The 25,852-nt window shown below is 65.0% G+C and carries 17 protein-coding genes; 5 read left to right on the top strand and 12 right to left on the bottom strand.

Translation table 11 applies throughout. The features are described 5' to 3' along the window. Positions 1 to 71 precede the first annotated feature (71 nt). From AC3WS6_RS03440 to AC3WS6_RS03405, 8 genes are read right to left on the bottom strand one after another with little or no spacing between them, the layout of a single operon-like run. Complete coding sequence (locus AC3WS6_RS03440) at positions 72 to 2,945, bottom strand: beta-L-arabinofuranosidase domain-containing protein (RefSeq protein ID WP_492499673.1); 2,874 nt, start codon at positions 2,943 to 2,945, stop codon at positions 72 to 74. Further along, positions 2,942 to 4,384, bottom strand: coding sequence for an aminopeptidase P family protein (locus tag AC3WS6_RS03435; RefSeq protein ID WP_492499672.1), 1,443 nt, complete (start codon positions 4,382 to 4,384; stop codon positions 2,942 to 2,944). The genes AC3WS6_RS03440 and AC3WS6_RS03435 overlap by 4 nt, the downstream gene beginning before the upstream one ends. Beyond that, positions 4,381 to 5,688 carry an alpha/beta fold hydrolase gene (locus AC3WS6_RS03430; protein WP_492499671.1) on the bottom strand — a complete coding sequence of 436 codons (1,308 nt, stop codon included), beginning with the start codon at positions 5,686 to 5,688 and terminating at the stop codon, positions 4,381 to 4,383. Before AC3WS6_RS03430 ends, AC3WS6_RS03435 begins: the two co-directional genes overlap by 4 nt. Continuing rightward, positions 5,685 to 6,617: an ATP-binding cassette domain-containing protein gene (locus AC3WS6_RS03425; RefSeq protein WP_492499670.1), complete on the bottom strand. Its 933-nt coding sequence runs from the start codon at positions 6,615 to 6,617 to the stop codon at positions 5,685 to 5,687. The genes AC3WS6_RS03430 and AC3WS6_RS03425 overlap by 4 nt, the downstream gene beginning before the upstream one ends. Beyond that, entirely contained in the window at positions 6,617 to 7,522 is a 906-nt protein-coding gene (locus AC3WS6_RS03420) for an ABC transporter ATP-binding protein (protein ID WP_492499669.1), read from the bottom strand. Before AC3WS6_RS03420 ends, AC3WS6_RS03425 begins: the two co-directional genes overlap by 1 nt. Continuing rightward, positions 7,519 to 8,517: an ABC transporter permease gene (locus tag AC3WS6_RS03415; RefSeq protein WP_492499668.1), complete on the bottom strand. Its 999-nt coding sequence runs from the start codon at positions 8,515 to 8,517 to the stop codon at positions 7,519 to 7,521. Before AC3WS6_RS03415 ends, AC3WS6_RS03420 begins: the two co-directional genes overlap by 4 nt. Beyond that, a complete protein-coding gene (locus AC3WS6_RS03410; RefSeq protein WP_492499667.1) occupies positions 8,514 to 9,488 on the bottom strand; it encodes an ABC transporter permease in 975 nt (324 codons plus the stop codon). Before AC3WS6_RS03410 ends, AC3WS6_RS03415 begins: the two co-directional genes overlap by 4 nt. Positions 9,489 to 9,490: 2 nt before the next feature. Then, positions 9,491 to 11,191, bottom strand: coding sequence for an ABC transporter substrate-binding protein (locus tag AC3WS6_RS03405; protein ID WP_492499666.1), 1,701 nt, complete (start codon positions 11,189 to 11,191; stop codon positions 9,491 to 9,493). Positions 11,192 to 12,029: 838 nt separating this feature from the next. On the opposite strand from AC3WS6_RS03405, the gene AC3WS6_RS03400 reads away from it, so the two are divergent. The 5 genes from AC3WS6_RS03400 to AC3WS6_RS03380 all read left to right on the top strand — a co-directional run bounded on the left by AC3WS6_RS03400 (position 12,030) and on the right by AC3WS6_RS03380 (position 18,054). Next, on the top strand, positions 12,030 to 13,109 hold the full coding sequence (locus tag AC3WS6_RS03400) for an extracellular solute-binding protein (protein ID WP_492499665.1): 1,080 nt from the start codon (positions 12,030 to 12,032) through the stop codon (positions 13,107 to 13,109). Positions 13,110 to 13,145: 36 nt separating this feature from the next. Continuing rightward, on the top strand, positions 13,146 to 14,162 hold the full coding sequence (locus tag AC3WS6_RS03395; RefSeq protein ID WP_492499664.1) for an ABC transporter ATP-binding protein: 1,017 nt from the start codon (positions 13,146 to 13,148) through the stop codon (positions 14,160 to 14,162). Positions 14,163 to 14,280: 118 nt separating this feature from the next. Then, positions 14,281 to 16,074 (top strand): ABC transporter permease, encoded by a 1,794-nt coding sequence (locus AC3WS6_RS03390; RefSeq protein ID WP_492499663.1) that lies wholly within the window; start codon positions 14,281 to 14,283, stop codon positions 16,072 to 16,074. Continuing rightward, positions 16,071 to 17,096: a LacI family DNA-binding transcriptional regulator gene (locus AC3WS6_RS03385; protein ID WP_492499662.1), complete on the top strand. Its 1,026-nt coding sequence runs from the start codon at positions 16,071 to 16,073 to the stop codon at positions 17,094 to 17,096. Before AC3WS6_RS03390 ends, AC3WS6_RS03385 begins: the two co-directional genes overlap by 4 nt. A 37-nt stretch (positions 17,097 to 17,133) precedes the next feature. Then, positions 17,134 to 18,054, top strand: coding sequence for a metallophosphoesterase (locus tag AC3WS6_RS03380; RefSeq protein WP_492499661.1), 921 nt, complete (start codon positions 17,134 to 17,136; stop codon positions 18,052 to 18,054). A gap of 553 nt (positions 18,055 to 18,607) precedes the next feature. Here AC3WS6_RS03380 and AC3WS6_RS03375 read toward each other — a convergent pair. Genes AC3WS6_RS03375 through AC3WS6_RS03360 form a run of 4 tightly spaced genes read right to left on the bottom strand, consistent with a single transcriptional unit; the run spans position 18,608 to position 25,836 of the window. Continuing rightward, positions 18,608 to 20,683 (bottom strand): AIPR family protein, encoded by a 2,076-nt coding sequence (locus tag AC3WS6_RS03375; RefSeq protein ID WP_492499660.1) that lies wholly within the window; start codon positions 20,681 to 20,683, stop codon positions 18,608 to 18,610. Beyond that, on the bottom strand, positions 20,680 to 21,642 hold the full coding sequence (locus AC3WS6_RS03370; protein WP_492499659.1) for a PD-(D/E)XK motif protein: 963 nt from the start codon (positions 21,640 to 21,642) through the stop codon (positions 20,680 to 20,682). The genes AC3WS6_RS03375 and AC3WS6_RS03370 overlap by 4 nt, the downstream gene beginning before the upstream one ends. Next, the gene (locus tag AC3WS6_RS03365) at positions 21,639 to 24,389 is read right to left on the bottom strand and encodes a Z1 domain-containing protein (RefSeq protein WP_492499658.1); all 2,751 of its coding nucleotides are present in this window, start codon (positions 24,387 to 24,389) and stop codon (positions 21,639 to 21,641) included. The genes AC3WS6_RS03370 and AC3WS6_RS03365 overlap by 4 nt, the downstream gene beginning before the upstream one ends. Then, a complete protein-coding gene (locus tag AC3WS6_RS03360; protein ID WP_492499657.1) occupies positions 24,376 to 25,836 on the bottom strand; it encodes an ATP-binding protein in 1,461 nt (486 codons plus the stop codon). Before AC3WS6_RS03360 ends, AC3WS6_RS03365 begins: the two co-directional genes overlap by 14 nt. Positions 25,837 to 25,852 lie beyond the last annotated feature (16 nt).

The following is a 25,852-nucleotide window of genomic DNA, read 5'->3' as shown; positions in this document are numbered from 1 at the left end:
AGAGTGAGTGGTGAGTACAATTGCAATGTTAGTCGGCGGAACCGGTCCTGTCCATGACCCGCCGGTATCCTTCACGAGTCGGCTCCCCGAGCCGGCAGAATCAGCCGCTGACGAGGCTCTTCGTTGCCTGCCCTATCGGTGGCCGCGAACTCGATGACCTGCTCGTCGTCAGAGAGCGCACGCACGAAGGCCTCCTGGAACGTCGCCCAGAACGTGCCGGGACCCTCCCACTGGATGCGCTCGACGCCCGACACCTCATCGGTGGCGGTCAGCGTGATCTCGACGCTGGATCCGAGCCGCCGCACGGTGGCCCGCGAGACGGGCGCCCCGGTGTCCACGGCGATGTCGCGCGCGGCGTGACCCACCGCGCCCGAAGCGTCGGTCGCCCGCGCGCGCACGCGATGCTCGCCGTCACCCGGCAGCGGGAACGGCGCCGTGTACGGCATCCACTCCCCCTCGCCCAGCGACACCTCGACATGCAGGCCGCCGACGCCCGCGAGGTCGTCGGCGGTGACGGTGATCAGGGGGACCTCGGTGAACCAGCCCGACGGGGCGGGCAGCGCCGTGGTCGTGATCGCGACGGCCGGCGCGATGGGCGCATCGGCGAGCGCGCGGGGCACGAACCACTCGACCACGCGGATGCCGTCGGCGTCGGCGCTCTCGCGCCAGGTCACGGTGTCTGCTGCGGCGCGTGTGTCTGCCGCGGCGCGTGTGTCTGCCGCGGAGCCGGTGTCGGTCTCGACCACCGTGCCACCCGGGTGCAGGCCGTGGCCGTCGACATCGGCCTGGGCCGCCGCGCGCAGCACCTCGACGAGCTCGCTCTGCGAGAGCAGTCCGTCGCGGCGGGCGGCCGTGGCCGTCTCTCCGACGCGGTCGAGGAACTCGCCGCGAGTGCGCGGCGCGGGCTCGCGCCACACGTCGTCGAGCAGCGAGGTGCCGTCGTGGCGAGCACGCACCGGCACGGCCGTCTCGGCACCCACGAACCCGATGTCGGCTCCGGAGGCCCGCACGTACATGTGGTACCGCGCGTCGCTCCCTGTCCAGACCGGTTCGAACCGCACGCCGGCGATGTGCACGGCACGGTCTGCACGCAGCGCGGCCTCGACCGGCTCCGCAGAAGCGCCCGCGTCGACCGCGCCGTCGGCGTCCGCGCGCACCGAACCGTCGAGCCGGCGTCGCTGAGCGAGCGCGAGGTCGAGGGTGGTCGTGGCATCCGAGCGTGCGACCAGCACCGACGGCCCGAACTCGATCGACTGCAGCGCCGGGTCGTCGGGCGTCGGCACGGCGCGCAGCGCGGCACGGGTCTCGATGCGCAGCACCTCGCCGCGCGACCATGGCCGGCGCACGACCAGGTATCCGCCGTCGACCGGAGCGGTGATCGCCTCACCGGTGGTCGCGCCGCTCACGCTGAGTGTCGGCGTCTCGACGGCCCACTCGGGCACCCGGATGCGGAGGGTCAGCGTGGTGCCGTCGACGAAGTCGTCACCGTCGATGCGCAGCTCGCTGACGCCCCCGAGCGGCTGCGTGCTCTGCAGTCGCACCGTCGCGCGCTGCTCGCGCCAGTCGAGCGTGGCCGGCGTGAACAGGTTGACCCACAGCTCGGCATCCTGATCCGCATCCGCATCCGAGTGCCTGGACGTGAAGAAGATCGTGTCCTGGTACTTGACGTGGTTCTCGAGCCCGGTACCGCCGCAGCACGTGCCGATGTTGTCGTACTCGGCGACTGTGCCCGGGTTCACGGGGAACATGTAGGCGACCTCGGGACTCGTGTCGGAGTCGATGTCTCGTCGCGACGCGAGGATGTGGTTCAGCACCCCCCGCTCGTAGTACGCCATGAACCGCGCCTCACGGGTGAGGGCGAACAGGTGCCGCGCGATCTTGAGCAGGTTGTAGGTGGCGCAGGTCTCGGCGTTGCGGTGTCCGATATCTCCCGCGACCGTGCCGGGAGGGCCCCACAGCTCGCTCTCGCCCGTGCCGCCGTGCGCGTATGTGCGGCCCGGCACGATCTGATCCCACAGGCCCAGCACGGCGTCGAGGTAGCGGCGCTCGCCCGTGAGGTCGTACTCGTGCAGGTAGCCGATCAGCTGCGGCAGGTGCTGGTTCGCGTGCATGTCGGTGAGCACGTCGCGATGTTCGGCGCCGGCCGCGATCAGGTCGTCCTGGTCGAAGAGCCGCGCGACGTCGAGGAAGAGCGGCTCGTCGGCGACGACGCTCAACCGCGCCATCGTCTCGTTCATGCCGCCGTACTCGCCGGCGATGTACAGCGACCACATGCGCTGGATGCGCTCGTGATCGAGGCGGGTCAGCCGGTGCGCGACCCAGTGCCCCATCGACACGGCGATGTCGCGCGCCTCGGTGCTGCCCGTGAGCTCGTAGGCGTCGAGCAGGCCGGCCATGATCTTGTGGGTCGTGTAATACGGCGCCCAGATCTCGCCGTAAGGCGCGAAGTCTTCGAGCCGCGAGAACTGCCACTCTCCGTAGGCGGCGAGGAAGCCGGGGTGCGAGTAGCGGCCGGTCGCGGCGAGCGCGCGCTGCACCTCGCCGAGCCCTGCCACGAACTCGTCGACCTTGGCGCGCAGTGCCTCATCGCGCTCGCCCGCGGAGGCCAGCGACAGCATCGAGAGGAAGTGACCGGCATAGTGACCGCGCAGCAGATTGGCGGTCTGCGCGTTCTCTCGGCCCGGGTAGTCGTGCTCGCCCCACGCCTGCTCGCGCGGGTGGCCGTAGTCCTCCCAGTTGCCGGGCGCCTGCGCGCCCCGGGTGTCGAGTCCGGCGTTCGCGCGGAAGACGGCGAGCAGCCGATCGACCGGATACACGCGCGCCAGGTGCAGCATCTGGTTCTTCGCTCGCGCGAAGACGCTGTCGTCGCCGATCTGCACGCGATCGAGCGGGAAGGGCCGCAGCGGAGCCGACGAGAGGATGCCCGATGCCGACCTGACAGTCATCGCGCGCTCCACTGCCGCCGTGTCCACTCCTCGATGCCCGCGGCATCGATCGGGAGCGCGTCCGAGAGCACCTCGGAGCCGGTGGGGGTGACGAGGATGTCGTCTTCGAGGCGCACGCCGATGCCGCGCAGCTCGGGCGGCAGGGTCAGGTCGTGGGCGTGGAAGTAGAGGCCCGGCTCGACCGTCATGACGACGCCCGGCTCGAGGTCGGCACCCATGTAGTCCTCGTAGTGCGCCTGACTGCAGTCGTGCACGTCGAGGCCCAGGTGGTGGCCGATGCCGCACGCGAGGTACCGGCGGTGCTGCTGCCCCTCGGGCGACAGTGCCTCGTCGACCGACACCGGCAGCAGCCCCCAGTCGTGCAGGCCCTCGGCCACGACCTGCATCGAGGCGAAGTGGAAGTCGAGATAGGCGGTGCCGGGACGGATCTGCGCGAGCCCGGCGCGGTGCGCCTTCTCGACCAGGTCGTGCACCTCGCGCTGCGCCGCACTGAACGTGCCCTCGGCGGGAACCGTGCGCGTGACGTCGGCGGTGTAGAGCGAGCGCGCCTCGACGCCCATGTCGAGCAGCAGCGCCTGGTCGGGGTGGATCGGGCCGTCGCAGCGCACCCAGTGCAGGATCGGCGCGTGCGAGCCCGAGCCGACGATCGTCGAGTATCCGGGTCCGTTGCCGTGCGTGCGGGCGTGCCGGTCGAACGTGCCCTGCAGCCAGCGCTCGCCCAGGCCGTCGGAGATCGCGCGCGGGATCTCGGCGGCCACCGCGGCGAAGCCCGAGACGGTCGCGTCGATCGCCAGTCGCAGCTGACCGATCTCCCACTCGTCCTTGATCATGCGCAGGCGTGACAGCGTGCGCTCGAGATCGTCCGAGATCTCGAGGTCGTGCGCGGCGGCGAGCGCTGCAGCCGAACGGGCGGCGAGCGCACCGCGCAGGTCGGCGGCGCGGGCGGGCAGAGCCTCGATCGGCTCGACCGTGATCTGCAGCTCGTCGGCCCACTCCGCGAGGCCCGCCGAGGGTCCGACCCACAGCTCGCCGTGCAGCGCGTTGCTGAAGAAGCCGTCGTCGCCGGGGCGGAAGGGCGCGGGCATGTAGAGCACGGCGTCGTGGCCACCGGGGCGTGCCCACAGCACGAGTGTGGCGTCTTCGACCTGGCATCCGCTCGCCCAGACGAAGCTGCTGTCGGCGCGGAACCCGTATGACGAGTCGTCGTTGCGCACCGGGGCGATGCCCGAGCTCAGCACCAGGGTCTGACCGGGCATCGCCGCACTCAGTCGCTCGCGGTGCGCGGCGGCGGCCTGCGCGGTGCCGGTCGGCAGGTCGGGGCGCGTGGGCACGTCGTCCCAGCCCTGCGCGATGAACTCGCGGAAGGCGGGGATCTGCGCCAGCCGGGGGTAACGGGTTCCCGCGTACGGCGGGCGGGACGGGGTGGTGGTGTGGCTCATGCGCGCTCTCCTCCGCGGTCTCTCACGAGTCCTCTCAGGCGCGTCAGCGTGCGGCCCGATCCGATCCCGTCGTGTTCGTATTCGTTGGTCACCCAGTACTGCGCGTTGCCGACGCCCTTCAGCGTCTCGAGCTGCAGACCGGCGTCGACGTACATGTCGTCGAAGTAGATGACCGCCGCCACCGGCACCTCGTTGCGCTGCAGAGCAGCGCGGTCGTAGAGCGGCGACCAGTCGGTCTTGGCGGCGAGCTGGTCGACCGCGGTGCGGAAGCCGCGCAGCAGACGCACGTCGTCGAACATCCACGGGAACGCCATCTCGCCCGTGAACAGCAGCGGTCGGCGGGTCTCGTCGAACTGCGCACGTTGCTCGCGCTCGGCCTGCGCCGCCCACGCGGTCGCGCCGCTGTGCTCATCGCCGTAGATCGATTCCTGCAGGGTCCAGAACAGGGGGTTGCCCGCACTCGACGACAGCGCCATCACGTCCTGCAGGAACGCGGGCGACAGACGGTCGGGCTCGATGAAGGCCTTCTCGACGAGCCAGTGCAGACGTTCGAAACCGGGCTTCATGCCGAAGTCGATGCCGAGCGACTGCCAGCGTCGCACGGTCAGCACGTCGCCGTCGGGCAGGCGAACGTCTCCGTCGGCCAGTCGGTCGGCGATGCGTGCGACCGCTGCCTCGTCGTCGGGGTAGCGGCGGTAGAACTCGGCCGTCTTGGCCTCGACGCGGTCGAACGTGCGGCGGTAGACCTCGCTCGCGCGGGGCGGCATGCCCGGTACCCCGCCGCACACGTAGCTCGCGGTCAGCCCTTCGGGCGCGAACGACAGATACGTCATGGTGATCCAGCCGCCGAAGCTCTGCGCGAGCGTCGCCCAGCGGCGGCCGTCGTAGAGAGAGGCGCGCACATGCTCGAGGTCGCGCACGATCGAGTCCGCACGGAAGCATGCCAGGTACTCGCCGCCCGCCTCGCCGCGCGCGGCGACGATCTCGGCATCCACCGGGGTGCTGAGGCCGGTGCCGCGTTGGTCGACGAGCACCACGCGGTAGTCGCGCAGCGCCTCGTCGATCCACCCGTCGCGGCCGAGCGGACGCGGGTTCGCCCCGCCGGGTCCGCCCTGCAGATACGTCAGCAGCGGGCGCTCGGCGGTGTCGGATGCCGGATCCACCAGCTCGCGCACGAACAGCTCGATCGTCTCGCCGTCGGGGGCGTTCCAGTCGAGCGGCACGGTGGTGCGGTACTCCCGCACGCGGATGCCGGGCAGCATGTACTGCGCGGTCGGAGTCGCGGTCATCGCGGTGCGGGTCATCGGGTCTCCTCCGAGGTCGAGGCGGGGGCGTTCGTCGACGCCGCCGCATCCGGTGCCGCATCCGGGGTGACCGCATCCGCGTTCCGGCCCGCGCGTGCGGCTTCGGCCCGCCGGCGTCGGGCATCCCACTCGGGGTTGATGCGCGGAACCGCCTGCAGCAGCGTCCTGGTGTACTCGTGCTCGGGGCGCTCGAAGATCTCGTCGCGCATGCCCGTCTCGACGATCGCGCCCTGCGACATCACGGCCACTCGCGTGGCGATCTGACGGACCACGGCGAGGTCGTGCGCGATGAAGAGGTAGCCGAAGCCCTCGTCGGACTGCAGGTCGCGCAGCAGGTTGATGACCTGGGCCTGCACCGACACGTCGAGGGCCGAGACCGCCTCGTCGCAGATCACGAGCTTGGGCCGCACCGCGAGCGCCCGGGCGATGCCGATGCGCTGCGCCTGCCCGCCCGAGAACTGCGAGGCGTAGCGCTCGGAGTGCATCGGGTTGAGGCCCACGCGCTCCATGAGCTCACGCGTGAACGCGCGCGCGCCGCCCGGGATCTTGCGACCCTGGTAGACGAGCGGCGCCGTCACCAGGCGTTCGACCGTGTGCTTGGGGTTCAGCGACGAGTACGGGTCCTGGAAGATCACCTGCACCGCGCCACGGAACTCCCGCAGCTCGGAGCCCTTCGCGCGGGTCACGTCGGCGCCCTCGAACTCGAGCTTCCCGCTGGTGGCATCCATCAACCGGGCCACGAGTCGCGCGGTCGTCGACTTGCCCGATCCCGATTCGCCGACCACCGCGAGCGTCTCGCCGCGGTGCACCTCGAGCGAGACGTTGTCGACGGCGCGGAAGGTCTTGGACTTTCCGAGCACACCGGCCGAGCCCGAGGCGAACTCCTTCACCAGATCGGTGCCGCGGAACAGGGGTGTGGTGGGTGTCATCATGCGCTTCTCCCGTTCTGCACCGTGATCTCGGTCGTGCGCAGCACTCCGATCTCGTCGTCGATGCGCGGCACCGCGTCGAGCAGGCGGCGCGTGTAGTCGGCCTGCGGGTCGCTGAAGACCTGCTCGACGTCGCCGCGCTCGACGGTCTCGCCCGCACGCATCACGACGATCTGATCGGTGACCTCGCTGACGACCGCGAGGTCGTGGGTGATGAGGATGAGGCCCGCGCCGGTCTCGTCGCGGATCTCGTCGAGCAGGTCGAGGATCTGCGCCTGCACCGTCACGTCGAGCGCCGTGGTCGGCTCGTCGGCGATGATCAGGTCGGGTTCCATGCTGAGCGCCATCGCGATCATGATGCGCTGGCGCATGCCGCCCGAGAACTGGTGCGGGTAGTGGTCGACGCGGCGGGCGGCGTCGCGGATGTGCACGCGCTCCATCGCCTCGATCGCGACGGCCCGCGCCTGCTTGCGCGAGACTCCGCTGCGGTGCGACAGATACGCCTCGGCGATCTGCGTGCCGACCTTGTAATAGGGATTCAGCGACGACAGCGGATCCTGGAAGATCATCGCGATGCGGTCGCCGCGGATGCGCCGCTTCTCGCGCTCGGGCATGCCGAGCAGCTCGGTGCCGTCGAAGGTCACCGATCCGGTGGCCGTGCCACCCTTGGGCAGCAGGCCCATGATCGCCAGGCTCGTCATCGACTTGCCCGATCCGGATTCGCCCACGATGCCGAGCGCGCCGCCTCGCGGCACGTCGAACTCGAGGTCCTTCACGACGCTCACGGGGCCCTGCGCCGTGCGGAACGAGACGGTGAGGTCGCGCACCGACAGCAGCGGGGGTGCCTCCGGCATCCGGCCCTCCGGCATCCGGCCCTCGGGCGTGCTGTTCTGGATGCCGCTCATGCGGTGGCCCCCGTTCTGACGCGCGGATCGATCGCGGTGTACAGCAGGTCGACGACCATGTTGCCGATGATCACGAAGAACGCCGACAGCAGGGTGACGGCCATGATGACCGGCTGGTCGTTGGCGGTGATCGAGTCGGCGGTGAGCTTGCCGACGCCGTTCAGGCCGAACACCGTCTCGGTGATCACAGCGCCGCCGAGCAGGCCCGCGACGTCCATTCCGAAGATCGTGACGATCGGGGTCAGCGCCGGGCGCAGTGCGTGGCGGCGCCAGACGAGCCCGGGCTGCAGTCCCTTCGCGCGCGCCGTGCGCACGAAGTTCTCCTGCAGAGTGTCGATCACGTTCGCGCGGGTGAGGCGCGTGTAGACCGCTGCGTAGCCGACCGCCAGGACGATCCACGGGAGGATGAAGTTGAGGAACCACTGCACCGGGTCGTCCGAGAACTTCACGGCCTGCGGGAACGGAAGCCAGCCGAGCGCCACCACGAAGATGAACTGCAGCGCGAGGGCGAGCACGTAGTTCGGGATCGACATCGAGCCGAGAGTGAGCCCCGCGAAGAAGCGATCGAGGAACTTGCCCTCCTTGACCGCGCTGAGCACACCGGCGACCACGCCGCCGAGCAGCCAGAGGATGGCCGCGCCGATCGCGATGGTCGCGGTGATGGGCAGTCGCTGCACGATCATGTCGCCGACGAGCTGGCTGGTCTGGAACGAGTAGCCCAGGCACGGAGCCGCGCACTCGACCGCGGCACCCGCGACCGTGAACGTGCGGCCGGTGAACAGGCCGCCGACGTAGCCCCAGAACTGGGTCCAGAACGGCTGATCGAGACCGAGGTTGAGGCGGATCTGCTCGATGCGCTCGGGCGTGCAGTTCTTGCCGCAGATCTGCACGGCGGGGTCGGCCGAGAGCAGGAAGAAGATCGCGTAGGTGAACAGCGTCACAAGGAACAGCACGACGAGCATGCCGAGCAGACGTGAGCCGACGATGCGGATCATGAGCGGGCCTCCCCACTGGTGGCGATGGTGCGGATGCGGTCGCCCAGGGTCGTGAACGACAGCACGAGGAGGAAGAGGAACGCACCGGGGATCACGAAGTACATCGGGTCGACGGCGTACCAGGGGGTGGCCGCCGCGATCATCTGTCCCCAGCTGGGAGTGGGCGGGACCACGCCGACGCCGAGGAACGAGAGCCCCGCCTCGGTGCCGATGTAGCCGGGCACCGCGAGAGTCGCCATGACGATGATCGTGGACTGCAGGTTGGGCAGGATCTCGCGGAAGATGATGCGCACGCTGGTCGCTCCGGATGCTTTCGCGGCCTCGACGAACTCGCGCTCCTTGAGCGAGAGCGTCTGCGAGCGCACGATGCGGGCGAGGTACGGCCAGCCGAACAGCGAGATGACGACCACGAGCAGGAAGACGCGGTTGTCGGCGGGGAGGGCCGAGAGGATCGCGATCATGAAGATGAGGGCGGGGAACGCCATCAGGAACTCCATGACGCGGGAGATCACGAGGTCGACGAGTCCGCCGAAGTATCCGGCGAGCAGGCCCATCACGACGCCGATCACGGTGGTGAGCAGCGTGGCCGAGAGGGCGACCGTCATCGAGACGCGGGCGCCGTAGGCGATGCGGGCGAAGATGTCGCGGCCGCTGCCGGGCTCGACGCCGAACCAGTGCTCGGCGCTGATGCCGCCGAAGGGTCCGATCGGGATGGCGCCGAGGTTCGGGTCGATCGCCGACTGGTCGAACTGGTATGGGCCCCATCCGCTCAGCATCGTCAGCAGCGGCGCGAAGATCGCCATCAGGATGATGAGCAGGATGTAGGCGCTGGAGAGCATGGCTCCCCAGTCGGTCAGGAACGCGCGAAGCAGCCGCCGGCCAGAGGCCGGGGGTGACTCCAGTGTCGTTGCGAGACTGGAGTCACCCGCCGGCGTGGCTTCGGACTCGAGCGATGTCGAGCTGAAGGTCATGCTCAGCCCTTCGAGGGGTCCTTGAGACCGATGATCGTCAGGTCCGTCAGGTTGGTGCTCGGGTAGTAGCCGGCGATGTTCTCACCCGGCAGGAAGATGCCCTTGCTGAACACGAGCGGCGCGATGGGCGAGAGGCCCATGATCTGCTCGTCGAGGTCGCCCCACGCGGTCTTCGCCTCGTCGACGTCGGTCATCGCGGTGATCTCGTCGATGCGGTCGTTGATGGCCGGGTCGTTGATCTGGGCGAGGTTGGAGTTGCCCTTCTCGAAGATGTTCCGTCCGTCGAACAGCGGCGGGATGATCGTGCTGGCGCTCGAGGCCCAGTCCGGGCACCATCCGGTGATCGCCGCATCGTGCTGCTGCGAGGGCGTGCCGATCGTCTCGTAGTAGATCGAGGTGTCGATCACGTTGAGGTTCACGGTGATGCCGAGCGGCTCGAGAGCCTGCTGGATCGCCTCGGCCTGCCCCTGCATGAGCGGCTGCGAGCGGATGTCGAGGGTGAACTCGAAGCCGTCAGAGAGACCGGCCGCATCGAGCAGCTCCTGAGCCTTCTCGGTGTCGCCCTTGTCGCCGTCCGACTCCCACAGGTTGAAGTCCTTGAAGCTCGAGACGACCGGCGGGATGATCGTGTACGCCGGGTCGGCGAGCTGCGTGCCGCCCGAGGCGTTGACCAGGGCCGAGCGGTCGATCGCCCAGTTGATCGCGTCGCGCACCTGGGCGTCGTCGAACGGCGCCTTGGTGGTGTTCATCGACATGTAGGTCGTGCAGAAGGCATCCGCCGTGATCGCACGGTCCTTCAGCTGCGGGGTCTGCAGACGCGGCAGGGTGGCCGCGCTGACCGTGCCGGCGATCGCGTTCTTGTCGTCGCTCTGACCGGCGATCATGCGCTCGTCGATCGTGGCAGCGTCGATGCCGATCTCGAACTCCCAGCTGTCGGGGTACGCCTTGCGCACGTCATCCGTCGCTTCGTCCCAGTACTCGTTGCGCTCGAGCACGATCGAGCTGCCCGGGGTGTATTCGGCCAGCGTGTAGGGACCCGAGGCGATCACGTCTTTGATGAACTCGTCGCCGGCGCCCGTGCCCTCGGGGAACGGCACGGCGTTGGGCTGGGCGAGCACGTTGTCGAACTCGGGGAACGGCTTCTTCAGGTGGAAGACGATCGTCTTGTCGTCGGGCGTCTCGATCGTGGGCAGATCGCCCGAGACGTAGGGGCCCTGGTAGTCCTCGGGAGCGTCGATGACCTGACGCAGGTAGGGCGAGCCGATGCCGACCTGGGGGTCCCACGAGCGAGAGATGCCGAACTTCATGGCCTCGGACGTGATGGGGGTGCCGTCGTCGAAGAAGATGTCGTCCTTGAGCGTGTAGGTCCACGTCAGGCCGTCTTCCGACGCCTCGCCGAGCTTTTCGGCCAGGTCGGGAACGATCTTGTTCGGGTCGTCGGCGTCACCCGCGGCCTGCATCGTGAGGCCGCGGTAGATGAGGCGGTAGAACGCGTTGACACCGCCGTCGAACCCGCGCGACGGGTCGAGGTACGAGAAGTCGGCGTTCTGCAGCATGTGCACCGTGCCACCCGACTGAGCGGTGCCGTCGGTGCCGGGCTGCGAGGCGTTGGATTCACCTCCTCCGGCAGAACAGCCGGTGACGAGCAGAGCGGATGCGGCTGCCGCGGCGATGAATGCGGGGAGCCTCTTAGATGCGGTCACGAGACCAGACCTTTCTGTCGATTGCGCCATTGCGAATGGTTTCCATAGAACCCCATGACAGTGCAATGTACAACTGTACTGGTGAGACTTTTCTAGTCGAGGATCGTGGAGGGGTGCGGTTTTGTAACAGGATCGTCATGCAGGATGGGTCGACGATCTGTCGGTGATTTCCGTTCTGAGCTGGGGTAATCCGGGGCCCGGTCGTTGAGCGAGCACGGCGCAGCCGAGCGAGACGAAACGCGCCGCACCGGTCGTTGGATGCCGCCGAGGGTTGCTGAGGGCGGCGTGTCAGTGAGATCAACCTTGCGCGGCGAGACCCCGGTGCAGGACATGGGTCTCGCGACCGGATGCGGGTTTCGGAGGATGCCCACGGCTGCTGAGACGGCGTGTCAGTGAGACCGACCTTGCGCGGCGAAACCCCGGTGCAGGACATGGGCCTCACTGCATGACGTGGGTTTCGGAGGATGCCCACGGCTGCTGAGGGCGGCGCGCGCGTGAGATCAACCTTGCGCGGCGAAACCCCGGTACAGGACATGGGTCTCGCGCCGGAATGCGGCTTTCGCAGGATGCCGACGGCTGCTGAGGACGGCGTGCGAGTGAGACCCACCGTGCGCGGCGAGACCCCGGTGCAGGACCTGGGTCTCGCACCCGAATGCGGGTTTCCGAGGATGCCGCCGCAGCGACCGTTCACCTCGCCCTCCCCCAGCGTTCACCTCCGCCGCCTATCTTGAGTGCGGTCGCGCGAACGCGGCTAAGAAAACTGACGGTTGTTGTACGAACACCACAAAACCGGGGTACAGTCAGATCAGACATACCTCGATGATGAGAAAGGGCGACCATGGTCGACATCCGAAAGAAGCGCTGGTCTCTCCTGGGAATCGCTGCGGTGGCGGCCGTGACCCTGACCGGATGCGCAGGCGGCAGCACCGAATCCGACGGCGGCGACAGCAGCGCAGAAGGCTCCGGCGAGACCCTCATCGTCTACACGAACTCGAACAGCGATGGCCGCGGCGAGTGGATCACCGAGAAGGCAGCGGATGCCGGCATCGACATCGAGATCGTGGGCCTCGGCGGCGCCGACCTCACCAACCGCATCATCGCCGAGAAGAACAATCCCGTCGGCGATGTGGTGTTCGGTCTGAACAACATGTTCTTCGAGCAGCTCAAGGCCGAAGAGGCGATCACCGCCTATGAGCCCGAGTGGAGCGGAGAGGTTCCCGCGGATGCCGGCGATCCGGCCGACGGCGCGTTCTGGCCCCTCGTCGAGCAGGCCATCGTCACGGTCTACGACGAGAACACCATCACCGACGCTCCCTCCGACGAGGAGGACCTCTGGACCGACGAGGAGTACGCCGGCCGCTACGAGGTCAACCCCGCGCTCGGCCAGGCCACCCCGCAGCTCGTGCTCGCCAGCATCCTGTCGCGTCACCTCGATGAAGACGGCGACCTCGGCGTGAGCGATGAGGGCTGGGATGTCGTGAAGTCGTACTACGCCAACGGCTCTCCCGCGGTCGAGGGCACCGACCTTTACGCCCGCATCACGCGTGGCGAGGTCGACTACGGCGTGCTGCCCTCGAGCGGCATCGCGGCTCGTGACGAGGAGTACGGCACGAAGACCGGCATGATCGTTCCCGACTATGGCGTGCCGTACGTCACCGAGCAGATCGCCGAGATCAACGGCACCGGCAACGAGGCCACGGCGCAGGAGTTCATCGACTGGTTCGGCAGCGCCGAGGTGCAGGGCGAGTTCGCGGCCGAGTTCAACTCGATGCCCGTCAACGAGGGCGCGGTCGAGCAGGCCAACCCCGAGGTCGTCGAGCTCATGGGCACGCTCGACCGTCAGGACATCGACTTTGGCTTCGTGAGCGAGAACCTCGGTGCCTGGGTCGAGAAGGTCACGCTCGAGTACATCGGCTGATCGACCGAGCCATACAAACAAGACCGGAAAGACAGCATGATCCGTTTCGAAGATGTCGAGGTCGCGTTCGGCGATCACCACGCGGTCTCGCACCTCGATCTGGAGATCCAGGAGGGTGAGTTCTTCACCCTCCTGGGTCCGTCCGGATGCGGCAAGACCACCGCCCTTCGCGCCCTCGCCGGGTTCGTCGAGCCGACCGGCGGCCGCATCCACATCAACGGCCGCGACGTGACGCGCGTGCCGAGCGAGAAGCGCGGCGTGGGCATGGTGTTCCAGAACTACGCGCTGTTCCCCAGCATGAACGTGCGCGAGAACATCGCGTTCGGACTCTCGATCCAGAAGACATCGAAGGCCGAGCAGCGCCGCCGCGTCGACGAGATCGCCGACCGCACCGGCCTCGCGCTCACCCAGCTCGACAAGAACGTGTCGGAGCTCTCGGGCGGGCAGCAGCAGCGCGTGGCCATCGCCCGCGCGCTCGCGCTGACTCCCAGCATCCTGCTGCTCGATGAGCCGCTGTCGAACCTCGACGCCAAGCTGCGCGTGCAGCTGCGCGAGCAGTTGAAAGAGCTGCAGCACGAGGTCGGCGTGACCACGGTCTACGTCACGCACGACCAGGAGGAGGCGCTGACCCTCAGCGACCGCATCGCCGTGCTGGATGCCGGAACACTGCAGCAGGTCGGCACCCCCGAGGAGATCTACGACCGCAGCGCGACGCCGTTCGTCTGCCGGTTCATCGGCGAGAACAACCGCCTGAGCCCGGCGCAGCTCACGAGCCTCGGCGGCGGCCTCGATGCCACGGCCGAGAGCTATGTGCGCCCCGAGAAGCTGCATCTCGCCGAGGTCGGCGACGCCTCGACGGCATCCGCCTCACTCGATGGCACCATCGTCGATCGTACGTACCACGGCAGCCACAGTGTCTACACGGTGACGGCGGAGGATGCGGCGCTGCGCGTCAGTGTTCCGGCCGCGGCGAGCGCCCGCCAGTGGAACCCGGGCGATGCCGTGCGCGTCGACGTCGACCCCCGGTGGATCCTGCAGTACCCGGCGGCGTGACATGTCGACTCCCCAGAACTCGCAGCACTCCCAGAACTCCCAGAATCCCGGGAACTCCCAGAACCCCACAGACCCCGCGGTCCCGCCCTCAGCGGCCGTGACCGGAGAAGCCGGCTCCTTGACGACCACCGCTGTCGTCGAGGGTCAGACGGCGGGACCGCGGCTCCGCACGAGGGGGCGGCCGGGCAGCGTCAAGGCGATGCTCCGCTCCCCGCTCGCGTGGATCACCGGCATCATCGTCATCTGGTTCGCGGCCGCCTTCCTCGTGCTGCCGAACGCCGCCCTGCTCGGCGTCACGTTCTTCCCCGACGGGCAGTTCAGCATGCGTGCCGTCGAGAAGCTGCTCGGCAGCGAGCGCGCGCTGAAGACCCTCGGCAACAGCTTCCTGCTCGCGGTGACCCTGTCGATCACGGTCAACGTGGTCGGCGTGTTCATCGTGCTGGTGACGAAGTACTTCCAGGTGCGCGGGGCGAAGATCCTCTGGCTCGGCTACGCGACCACGCTGATCTACGGCGGCATCGTGCTGGCCGCGGGATACAACTTCATCTACGGCCGGTTCGGGTTCTTCACGAACCTGATGGTCAACATCTGGCCCGACATGGACCGCGACTGGTTCTCGGGGTACTTCGCGGTCGTCTTCGTGATGACGTTCGCGACCACGACGAACCACATGCTGTTCCTCTCGTCGTCGCTCGGCAAGGTCGACTACGCGTCGATCGAGGCGGCGAAGCTGATGGGCGCGTCGACGTGGACGATCCTGCGCCGCATCGTGCTGCCGGTGATGAAGCCGATGCTGTTCGCGGTGACCGTACTGACGTTCCTCATCGGACTCGGTGCCCTGACCGCTCCGCTCGTTCTCGGCGGACCCGACTTCCAGACCGTCGCGCCGCTCATCATCGACCTGTCGCGCAGTCCGATCACGCGTGACATCGCAGCGCTGCTGGCCATCGTGCTCGGCATCGCGACGATCATCCTGCTCGCGATCATGAACCGCTTCGAGAAGTCGGGCGTGTATTTCTCGGTCGCGAAGGTCGCGACGCCGATCCAGAAGCAGAGGATCCGCAACCCGTTCGCGAACGTCATCGTTCACGTCGTCGCGTATCTGCTGTGGGTGATCTACCTGATCCCCGTCGTGCTCATCGTGATCTTCTCGTTCGTCGATGCGCGCAGCATCCTCGCCGGGTCGATCACCCTCGACAGCTTCACGCTCGACAACTACGTCACCGTGTTCTCGAGCGCCGAGGCGATCCGTCCGTTCATCGTCAGCGTGGTCTACAGCGCCGTGGCGTCGATCGTCGTGGTCGGCGGTCTGCTGTTCGTGGCGCGGATGCTGCAGAAGCACCGCAACCTGCTGACCAGCGCGATCGAGTACGTGCTGCACATCCCGTGGATCCTGCCCATCGTGCTGATCGCGCTCGCGCTGGTGACCGCGTTCGACGAGCCGCGGGCGATCGTGGGCGGGCTCGTGCTCACCGGCACGCCGATCCTGCTGCTCATCGCCTACATCTGCGTGAAGATCCCGTTTACGCTGCGCCTGCTGAAGGCCGGGTTCGCGTCGGTGCCCGACTCGCTCGAAGACGCCTCGCGCATCCTCGGGGCCAAGTCGCTGACGACGTTCCGCAAGGTGCTGGTTCCGCTCGTGCTGCCGACCGCTGCGGCGATCACGGCGCTGAACTTCAACAGCCTGCTCGACGACTACGACGCGGCGATCTTCCTCTATCACCCGCTGTTCAAGCCGCTCGGTGTGGCGATTCAAGAGAGCACTCGCGGCGAGAACAATCTCGACGCGATGCCGATCACGTTCGTCTACACAGTGCTGCTGATGATCATCATGGGTGTCACCATGTATCTCGTGTATGGACGAGGTTCGCGCGCCGGCGCGCCCCGCAAGGCCAAGAAGGCTCGCGCGTGAGTGGTGCGGATGCCGGTGCGCCGGGGCTGCGCGTCACGGTCAGCGATGTGGCGGCGGCCGCCGGGGTCTCCCGGGCCACCGCGACCCGTGCACTCAAGGGCGAGGGCAGGTTCGCTCCCGAGACGCAGGAGCGCATCCTCGCCGAGGCCGAGCGCCTCGGATATGTGCGCAACACGATGGCCGCCGAGCTCGCCGCCGGCCGCACCGGCACGGTCGGGCTGATGCTGCGCGACGCGAGCAACCCGGCCTACGGTCTGCTGTTCTCGCGGCTGCAGGATGAAGCGCACCGCCGCGGACTCGACCTCGTGACCGTGACGATCGGCGCCGATGTGCAGGGAGCCGAACAGGTGAACGCGCTGCACCGACTGCTCGGCATGCGTGTCGCGGGCTTGATCGTCGCGACCGGTGGCATCACGGCCGCGCAGCTCGAGCCGTTCGCCGACCAGGTGCCGATCGTGCGCGCGGGGCGCGTCGAGACGGCGTCGGGGATTCATACCGCGCACTATGACGATCCGGAGCATGGGCGGATGTTGGCGTCGCATGTCTTGTCGTTGGGGCATCGGCGGGTGGTCGTGCTGGCTGGGGCGGCTGACGTGTCTTTTGCTGAGCATCTGCGCGCATCGGCGATGGAGTCGACGCTCGTTGCCGGCGGGGCTTCGGTGACTCTACTCTCTGCGGGCGCTGCGCCGACCGATGGAGTGGAGGAGGCGCTGGATGCCGTGCGCGATGGGGCCACGGCCGTGATGTGCGCGTCGGACTATCGGCAGTTGGCTGTCATGCGGGCGTTGCGTGCTGCGAGGCTGTCTGTACCCGGCGATGTGAGCGTGACGGGATGCGACGGCATCCTTCCCGGTGCCGACCTGCTGGGGCTCACGACGCTGCGGATTCCGGTCGAGGCTGTTGCCGCGGCGGCTGTCGAGACGATGCAGCTTCTTCTGAGTTCTGATGCCGACTCCGCGCCGACCGTCCGGCAGCCGTTCGTCGGAACTCTCGTGCCCGGGTCGACCGCCGCTCCCGTCTGACTTTTCTGTAACTGTTCGCCGTCTCACTGGAAGAGAAATGATCCTCACCGAGCACTCTCGCCCATCGCACACCTTCGTGCACATCTCCGATACACACCTTCCCGGTGAACGCGCGCCGCTGTATGGCAGTGGGGCGGATGCCGATGCGAACCTCGCTTCTGTCTTGTCGCGGTTGGTCGCTTCGGGGCTGCGGCCGGATGCGCTGTTGTTCACCGGAGATCTGGCTGATCGCGGGGATACGTCGGCTTATCGGCGGCTGCGGGAGATGGTGGCGCCGGCCGTGGAGGCGTTGGGGTGCGAGGTCGTGTGGGCGATGGGCAACCACGACGAGCGCGGGGCAATGCGGGCGGAGTTGGGGCTTGCGGAGGAAACGCCGGTTTCCGGTACCGTAGGTCGCTCTTCGGATGCTGTGGTCGAGGTGCGCTGGTTCGGTGGGATGCGGGTGATCGTGCTGGATTCGACCGTTCCTGGAGAGCACTGGGGACGGGTGGATGAGGAGCAACTGTCTTGGTTGGCTGGGGAGCTGGCCACGCCTGCGCCGGAGGGTTCGCTGCTGCTGATCCATCACCCACCGCTGCCGACCGTGCTCGACCTCGCGGTGACGGTCGAGCTGCGCGAGCAGGCGGCGCTGGCCGAGGTGCTGGCGGGGTCGGATGTGCGGGGGATCCTGTCGGGACACGTGCATCACCCGTCGTTCGGCACGTTCGCGGGGATTCCGGTGGCGGCCGCGTCGTCGAGCGCGTACGGGCAGGATCTGGCTCAGCCAGTCGGAGCTACGCGCGGGCAGGATGCAGCGCAGGGGTACAACCTCGTGCACGTGTATGACGGGACGATCGTGCACTCGGTTGTGGGGCTCGAGGTCGGTGCGGATGTCGGGGAGCCTGTCGCGGCGGAGGAGGCCGGACGGCGGATCGCTGGGCGCGGGATCTCTTGGCGGGAGCGCCCCCTCGGTCGTTGAGCGAGCCCGGCGCAGCCGAGCGAGACGAAACGTCGACAGTCAGTCGAAGTGCAGGTCGTTGTCGCATGCAGTGAAAGAGCCTTTGCGCAGCATCAGCAGGCACAGCTAGGGCGGCGATGGGCTAGTTAGACAAGCCGACCGGCCGCAGCGGGTCCCGCGATGGTCGGGGCATGGCGAGCTGATCCAAGCACGGACTCCGCAATCTCTTGGCCGTCTCGACCTCGGTAGTGACCGTGCGACGATCAATCCGGCGGATCACCAAAGTCGCGCAGGCGTTGCAGTTGCCCGTCGTGAACTTCGTGCGGCTAGAACCCGAAAGTATCATCTATGAGCTCACGAAGACGCATCGCCATCGCGTGATCGAGTTGAACTGTCTGACTGACCTTCGGCTCAGAAACCCGTCTTGCGGAACCGAAGGTGCTCAACTGGAGAAAGACCGTTCCGTCCGTTGTCACGATTTGACGCACTTCGCAATCGACTTCCGTGGGGTGCATCACAGCGCCGACCGGTCCGATAGAAATTCTCTTTACGCGCGCCACAGACCTCTCCTCATTCAGAACGAGTCTCGTCTAATTCCGCCATTGTCCGCAACTCGGCTGAGTAGACGGATCAAAATCGCCGCCTGCCTTTCGCTCGGCACCGCCCCCTTGCGGAGCCCAAAGAGCTTAACCAGGTCGCTTTCGACCGGAGAAAGGCCTGCAATCGCATACACCGACGCCCATGTCTCCTGAGCGACCGACATGACCTTTTGGATGCTCTCAAATCCCGTATCCATCGCGCGTTGCTTTCGCTCATCCCGCTGGAGTGCCAGTGACTCTTCAATGCTCGTCAGTTCACCTTCAATCGAGGCTGGAAGTTGCATCCGGCGCTTAGAGAATCGATCCCAGCATGCCTGTTGCTTTGCCCATTGCGTGACGTTCGCTTGCGGCCTCGTCTCGTCTGTGAGATGAAGTTGAGCCTGAACGGCGATCTCGAGCAACGCCCTGATCGTCTGATCGGTTATCGCCTGCCGTTGCCACACCTGGTCGAAATCGTACTTGGCGCCGCCGAACTGCAGCTCAACCTGGAGGGCAAATCGCGAAATCGCGTACGCAACGATGTTGGCCAGATATCCCGGAGACGCCCTGTACCACTCCTCCCTTAGCACCGCCGATCGAAGTTGCTCATACATCAGCGCCTTTCCGATGTTGTTTCGGAAATAGCCATCGCCGAACTTCGCGTCGTCGCTGTCCCACTGCTTGTCGACCGCGCTCGCATAGTCGGCGAAGACGCTCTGCGCCCCTCGGCTCACGAGGTGAGGGTTCTTGCCCCAGCAGTACGCGTACTTCGCCCAGTCAGTTTTTGTGACGCGTTGAGACCTCGGGTACTCGAGTTCAAACTTCTTCTGCTCGGCGACGGACCCTCGGGAGATACGATCGTTCTCCCATTGACCTCGAGCGCGTTCGTAATACCAACCGGACCGATACTGCTGTCCCTCTTTCGCTGGAGCGCGGAGACGGCGACTGAGCTGTTCCATGCGCACGTGAAAGTCATGCGTTGAGAAGAGGTCGGCACCGCTGACCTTGTTCTGGCTATTCGCATACTTTGCAACTGCATGCACTACACCAGATGCTTCCGCAGGGTCGACAACAACGAGCTTCATCTGGACTGCGACCCCGTCGACACTGCGATCCTTTCCTCCACGGAGGAAATGGGCGATTGAGGCGGTTGTCTGTCCGCCGTTCACCACTTGCCAGCCCTTCATGGACTTAATGAAAGTGCCGCGTCTGACGGCCTCAACCTCAACCTCGATGGCAGTCGTCGTAAGCCCGTTGTTATAGGCGAGGAAACGATCTGGCGCCTCACGCAACGTCTCCTGGATTCCTCGGTTAACAGCGCCGCGAGCGCTCAAGAACGTACGTACGTTCGATTCCAGTAGCAGACTCCCATGTTCTTCAAAAATGTCGGCAAGAACATTTGCCGGGAGAACCGAGAGGAAGCTCGGCAGTGACGAGTCTGCTTCGCTGGCGATCAGACACGTCAACCCGTTTGGCATCCAGCGAGTGAAGTCAATCACGATGTCCTCGCTACGCGTCTCCGGTCGGCCGGCATCGAGAAGACGATTCTGATCCCAAATTTCGTAAGAGGTTCTCAGTCCAGCGATGACGTCGCTCTCGATCTCCCGGATGCGATCGCTCATCAAGCCGTCGGTGATCAGGACTACCCGGATCTTCGACACCGCACCCATGTCGAATTGACGCTTGAAGTAGTCCGCGTACTCCGCTTCCCGTGATGACGCTTCCAGGTTCACTGAGAGCCAACCGTCTGCTGCGCTCTCTACGAAGGCCGTAGTCCGGGCCAGCACGTCTCTCGCATCAGTCAGAGTTAGGGTTGCATCTGTCCCGAAGTAGCGTCCTGCCAGGAGAGTCAGAGACCCATCAGTAGCGTCCTCGGCATATCCCAATAGCTCCAGTCTCTTGCCCCTCGGCCCCCGGCATTGCAGGGCTTCCACGCTGAGGTCAAAAACCTGTTCGGCATCCTCGAGCCGGCGAGCGAATACTCGAGCGAACGCGGTGAGTTCGAAATCAGCTGAACCGGCGGCCTCGATCTTTATCTCGTTTCGCAGGTCTGCGAGCTGTTGAATTGTCACGAGAAGATCTTCAGTTCGGAAAATTTCATCGCGAAAGCAGTCAGCGAGTTGAGCTGCAAGGAGTACGCGACTTTCACAACGCCCGACGGAATGTCGGCTTCATCTATGCCCGGAAAACCGTGACCGACGTTAAAGCGAAGCCAGTCCCCTCGAAGGAAACGCCACTGCTCGTAGTACCGATCGGTGACGTCCAGCCCCAAGACGGTCAGAGCAGACTCCCACAGATCAGCAACATCGCCGCCAAAGTCTCGAGCAACTGCTCCTACCTCGGTCACCAGTTGAACAAGATCAACGTCGGCGTCCGATCCCGGAGCCACCCTTTCAAGTGGCAGGACAACCAGGTCCAGACCGTCCGGAATTGGCCGAGTCTGCGACGGATTGGAGATCCGGATTTCGGACGGTGGGCGATGCGTCGACTTGACCTCAATGGCATTTCCAGTGCCGAACTGAAAATCGTGCAGAGCGCCGAACGGGCCGCCCCACGCGTGGAAGACTTCCCAAGTTTTCGACACATCCCCGTCAAGCAGTTCCAGCAGCAGCAGAAGTTCGGGTACGAGACCGCGAATTGCGTCCTCGCCTAATCGACCAGGCGTGCGTTGCCCGAACCGCCTGAACTCATCGACGGCGGCGGCAAACAGACTCGCAACTTCATCATCATCAGTTGCTTCAGCGGTGCGTTCAAGGACGTAATCGACGAGCTTCAAAAAGAGCAAGCTGACACCCGCGTCTTTCGAGGCGATCCGCACAAAGTTCTCGACGCCACTCCGATAGGTCGCGACTGAGAAGCCTCTGCCGTCAGGGACTGACTGCTCAGGTCGAAGCGTCACCTTGGCGAGCAGGGATGCTCTGCCATTGAAGTTCTGTGCCAAAAACGTGACCCTGGGGTGAGACAGCTGTACGACCCTCTCATTTCTGCCAGTCAGGGCGGAGATGAAGGCGTCATGCGTTACGGAAGTCAATCGTCTTCTCCCGTCTCGAGGTCATCACCGTCGTCCAAGTAGCCTCGCATATTGTTCCACCAGACGGTGTTTACCCAAAATTTTTGAACGCGATGAGCATTCAGCCGCTCTGCGGCGTCCTCCACATCGATCGCGGGGAATGCGAGCACAACCGCGATCAACGGGTCGTCTGCCGGAATCGACACTCGGGAGAAATCATCGACGTCCCCACCTCGCTGCGTAGTGAGCGCGTAAATCATAAGCATGGGGTGCGCCAAATTCTGTAACACCTTGTGCTCTGTGACTTTCTCGTCGTCCACCAACGACGCGTATAAAGTTTCTCTCGCACCCGGAGCCAGCGAGCCCGCGAGGTTGGTCGCCGTCGCGACACGGCGGTTGCCGATCTCAATCGTATTGCCGACTCGGCTAAGCGAATTCCGAAGGCTACTATTTATCTTGATGTCATCCGTGATTGTGACCTCATCAGAGCCACCGTGTACAAGCACCACATCCCAGGCGTCGGCGCCCTCAGCGTCGCTCAGATACGAGGCGATCTGTGGAGCCGATCGCCCATTCGCGGATCCAAAGAACGGGTCTCGCTTGTCGGCACGGAACTTGGTGAAGAAGTCCTCGACCGAGCTCAATGGCACACTGCGCCACGACCGATACCCTGCGGCGGAATGGGTATATTGCCTATGAGCGACGAGGTTTCCGATTAGGTCTGCCGTGGCGACGCGATTCTGCCGTCGCACGTCCGGGCTGGCGTCGAGATAATACGACTCAAATTTGTTGCCATGGATGAGCACGTCTCCCGGTGTAAGCTCTGCACTCCGGCGCTTATTGGCCGCGACCACCTCGAATCCGCCGGGATGTGCTCTGACTCGAAGACCGAAGTCCCGAGGAGTCAGCTGCTTCGCGCGCATCTCCACGAGAAGGTCCCGTAGCTCTTGAGCGACATCAGCTGACCACGCAAAATCTGCCGCGGTGGATTCCGACATCCAGATTCGAACTAGATCTTCGTACCCTGGCCGATACCCGAACCATCGACCCATCTGCATGAGCGTGTCCATCGCTCGGGGCTCCCGCACGAAGTAGCTGACTTGAAGCCCATCCAACGTGAGCCCTCTGGCCAGGACGTCTCCACCGACGAAGATGGTCGGCCGGGAATCTTCGTCCGCGCGCTGATCCGGAGTCATGGAACGCCGTCGCTTACCGCGAGTGGCCGAAGTCGCGCTGTTCACGAGCTCGACGCGGACTCGCTCGGCAACCTTCGAGAGCCACGGGATCACGTCCTGCCACTGCTCGCCGCTACCGTTGTCGGCGTACTCGGCGACCCAGACCCGTTGTAGGCGTTCCCCTAGAGCAGATGTCTCGCCGCCTGCACGCATGGCCTCCATCGCGACCAGCCCGCTGAGCGAATTAGAAAAACTCTCGAGGAGAGCGCAAACCTTGGACTGAACATCATTGAATCGAGAGATATTCACGAGCATCGACGCTGGCTTCACCGCCCCCTGGGAGCGCAACAGTCGAAGGGCGGTGCCGATATAGAATGACATAACCGCATCTTCGAGACTTGCGGGAATATCTTCGACCGGGTGGGACTTCTTGTGTTTTATCGGCAGTATTTCGATGCAATCTTCGACATTAAGGCGGATGGCTGAATGAGGATCGGAGAAGTAGCGGCCGATCCCATGGTAGTTGCTCGGGCTACTCATAACGCGTATGTAGTCTGCCGGAAAGAGATCCTGCCCAAGGTCGACATTTTCAGCCGCGTGGTCGATGAAGATATTCGCGAATGGTGTTGCAGTGATTCCTAAGTATGAGCTCCGCCGCGACGTGTCGAGCAACCCACGGATTGCTGCGTTGACCTTTGTCGGATCTGTGTCACTGCCGGTGTTCGGCGTGCCCCAGTCTGCTTCATCATCGATGAGCACGAGGGGCATGTCCAGACGCCCGCCGCTTGTCTGTTGTTTGATGTAGGTAGTGACGTTCTGAATGACCTTCGCATTCTTCTTGATCACGAGCACGGTCGGCAATGTGTCTTGGATCCAGTTCAAGCCTGCCCGGGACTTGCTCTTGCTGAAGTCGCCATCGACGGTAGTCAGGACGTTTGCGCGAATGGACGGATCGAACTCTGCGACGCCTATGGGCGGACGTACTGTCGCGGTGATGTTCTCGCCGATTCGACTGGTGTCGTATCCGATGAGGTCAGAGTCCATCCGGACCTGCGTCTGACGCCGAAGATCATTCGTATGGCCTCCGATCACGATTATCAATCGGTACCCGTAGTCGATCGCCTTGTTCAGGATGCCGATATATGTAGCGGTCTTACCCGACTGCACTTCCCCGAGGAGTAGCCCCCTCCGGGCCCAGTCTTCGGCATCTGTAGGGTCACCTAGCAGCTCGACGACCTCGTCAGCCTGCTCTCCGAGGTCGTCGATAACCGACTTCGCCCAGTCTCGTGAGACGAGTAGTTGCTTGTACGCGTTCCACCTGGAGTGCGAGACGGAGGCGCGCCGATCTACGAGCCACTCCGTGAATGTGTTGGGGTCATATACGGTGGCGCCGCCCGTCAGAACGATCTCCTCCTCCTGCGTAATCTCGCCGACGACCTCCATCACCTCCGGGAGGGTGAGTTCCTTGAAGAATAGTCCCGCCAGTTGAGTTGCGGCCTCCGAGAGCTCGACAAAGTCGACTCTTGCATTGCCCTCCACAAGCTGTTGTTTCACCGATCGCTTCAAACTGAGCTGCCGATCATTCAGAGCCACGCGGCTCCTCCTCCCAGATTTGTCGGACGAAGTCGCCCAGGTTCGTCATTGTGTTGAATGGTTCGGCATGCGCAAGCATTGCCGTAACGACCTCGACTGAAGCCTGTTCCTCCGTAGAATCTCGAAATACTCGAAGTGAGTCGATCACGGACTCCTCTGCAGATTTGCGCGCCACCACGGTAGCGTTTCCCGCCATCTCGGCGAGAAGATCATCTGCTGGGAAGGCGTCGGCGAGTGACCCGAGCAAGCGAACCACTCGGGAGGCATCGGCAGTTGGTAACCCGCTCAGCAAGGATGATACAAGCGGATTGTCAACATTTACCTCGTACCGAAACCCGCCTCGTTCGCGGACTTTATGCCAAAGGTGCGCCGAGTCAGAATCCTCCTTGCGACCGCGAAAAGTATAGACGCGCTTCCCCTTATCAATAACGCCGGTCATCAGTCGTCTTAACTCGGCCTTGAAAGATGCCGGCGGTTCCGCTCGAGACTTCTTGATGTCGAGTTGCCAGAGATGGTCGATGGTATTCGGCAGGTCGACTTGAATGCGTGTCTGTTTCGAGATATCGTCCATCCGGGCCAGGCCATACCAGTGACCGTGAGATATCAAGCGGGCGTTGCGATAGACGTAGAAGCCTTGCGCTTCGCGCATCCGCTCACCTAAATCTGACCGTTGACGCTCTGCGGGCGTGAGCCCTGAGACATGCGGCAAAGTGTATGCCGTCACACTGACCTCGGCCCCTCCGATGGGGATAAATTGAGTAGGCGAAATTTGAGTCTTCGAATTCGAGAGAAGAAAGGGATCACGGGGCTTAATGTTGTTCCCATTCACGCGGATTCGAACTCCGCCGCTCCGGTTATGGAGGTAGCGGTGAAATACAAGCGAGAGACTGCTCATCAGTGGGGCGATGCGAGCTCGCATGTACTCGCTGTGGTCGGCACTGTCACCCAGAAGTAAATCTAGGTTCTCCCAAACGACGAGGGTCCCGGAAGTCTGCTCGTTCAAGCGGTCAACCCAGTGCAGGTTTCTCGACTCAGCTTCGGATAACCGCAGGAGGCTCCATCTCCCCGTTCGCTTTACGTGATCGATATCCCAGCGCAGAGTCGTCACCGTTTCGAGGTGCTTGGTGACGACGGTCACGCAACGAGCCTGAGAGAGGGACGCCGTCTTGAGTCCGAGCCCGAACCTGCCGAGATCTGAAGCCGCCCGTTCCCCTACTGATCCAGCGAAGCGCAGGGCTTCCACGGCCATGTCTGGCGACATCCCAACACCGTCGTCGAGAATCGCGATGTGCCGCGCTTCAGTCGGCTCAAGATCGATCTCGATTTTGCTTGCGCCTGCGGAGATACTGTTGTCGATGAGATCGGCGATGGCTGCCTCAAGCGAGTAACCAACTGAGCGCATCGACTCGAGTAGGTGCACGCTGGGCGCGACGTCCTGCTCTTGCACGCCGACCTCCCCGTCC

This window comes from Microbacterium sp. EB106-03-03-XG65 (genome assembly GCF_058791955.1).
This window is presented reverse-complemented; position numbering and strand designations above follow the sequence as displayed.

Coding starts and splice junctions, on each gene's coding strand:
- AC3WS6_RS03435 (WP_492499672.1), bottom strand. CDS start 4,384: ATGAGCCACACCACCACCCCGTCCCGCCCGCCGTACGCGGGAACCCGT.
- AC3WS6_RS03440 (WP_492499673.1), bottom strand. CDS start 2,945: ATGACTGTCAGGTCGGCATCGGGCATCCTCTCGTCGGCTCCGCTGCGG.
- AC3WS6_RS03415 (WP_492499668.1), bottom strand. CDS start 8,517: ATGATCCGCATCGTCGGCTCACGTCTGCTCGGCATGCTCGTCGTGCTG.
- AC3WS6_RS03425 (WP_492499670.1), bottom strand. CDS start 6,617: ATGACACCCACCACACCCCTGTTCCGCGGCACCGATCTGGTGAAGGAG.
- AC3WS6_RS03430 (WP_492499671.1), bottom strand. CDS start 5,688: ATGACCCGCACCGCGATGACCGCGACTCCGACCGCGCAGTACATGCTG.
- AC3WS6_RS03395 (WP_492499664.1), top strand. CDS start 13,146: ATGATCCGTTTCGAAGATGTCGAGGTCGCGTTCGGCGATCACCACGCG.
- AC3WS6_RS03400 (WP_492499665.1), top strand. CDS start 12,030: ATGGTCGACATCCGAAAGAAGCGCTGGTCTCTCCTGGGAATCGCTGCG.
- AC3WS6_RS03420 (WP_492499669.1), bottom strand. CDS start 7,522: ATGAGCGGCATCCAGAACAGCACGCCCGAGGGCCGGATGCCGGAGGGC.
- AC3WS6_RS03410 (WP_492499667.1), bottom strand. CDS start 9,488: ATGACCTTCAGCTCGACATCGCTCGAGTCCGAAGCCACGCCGGCGGGT.
- AC3WS6_RS03380 (WP_492499661.1), top strand. CDS start 17,134: ATGATCCTCACCGAGCACTCTCGCCCATCGCACACCTTCGTGCACATC.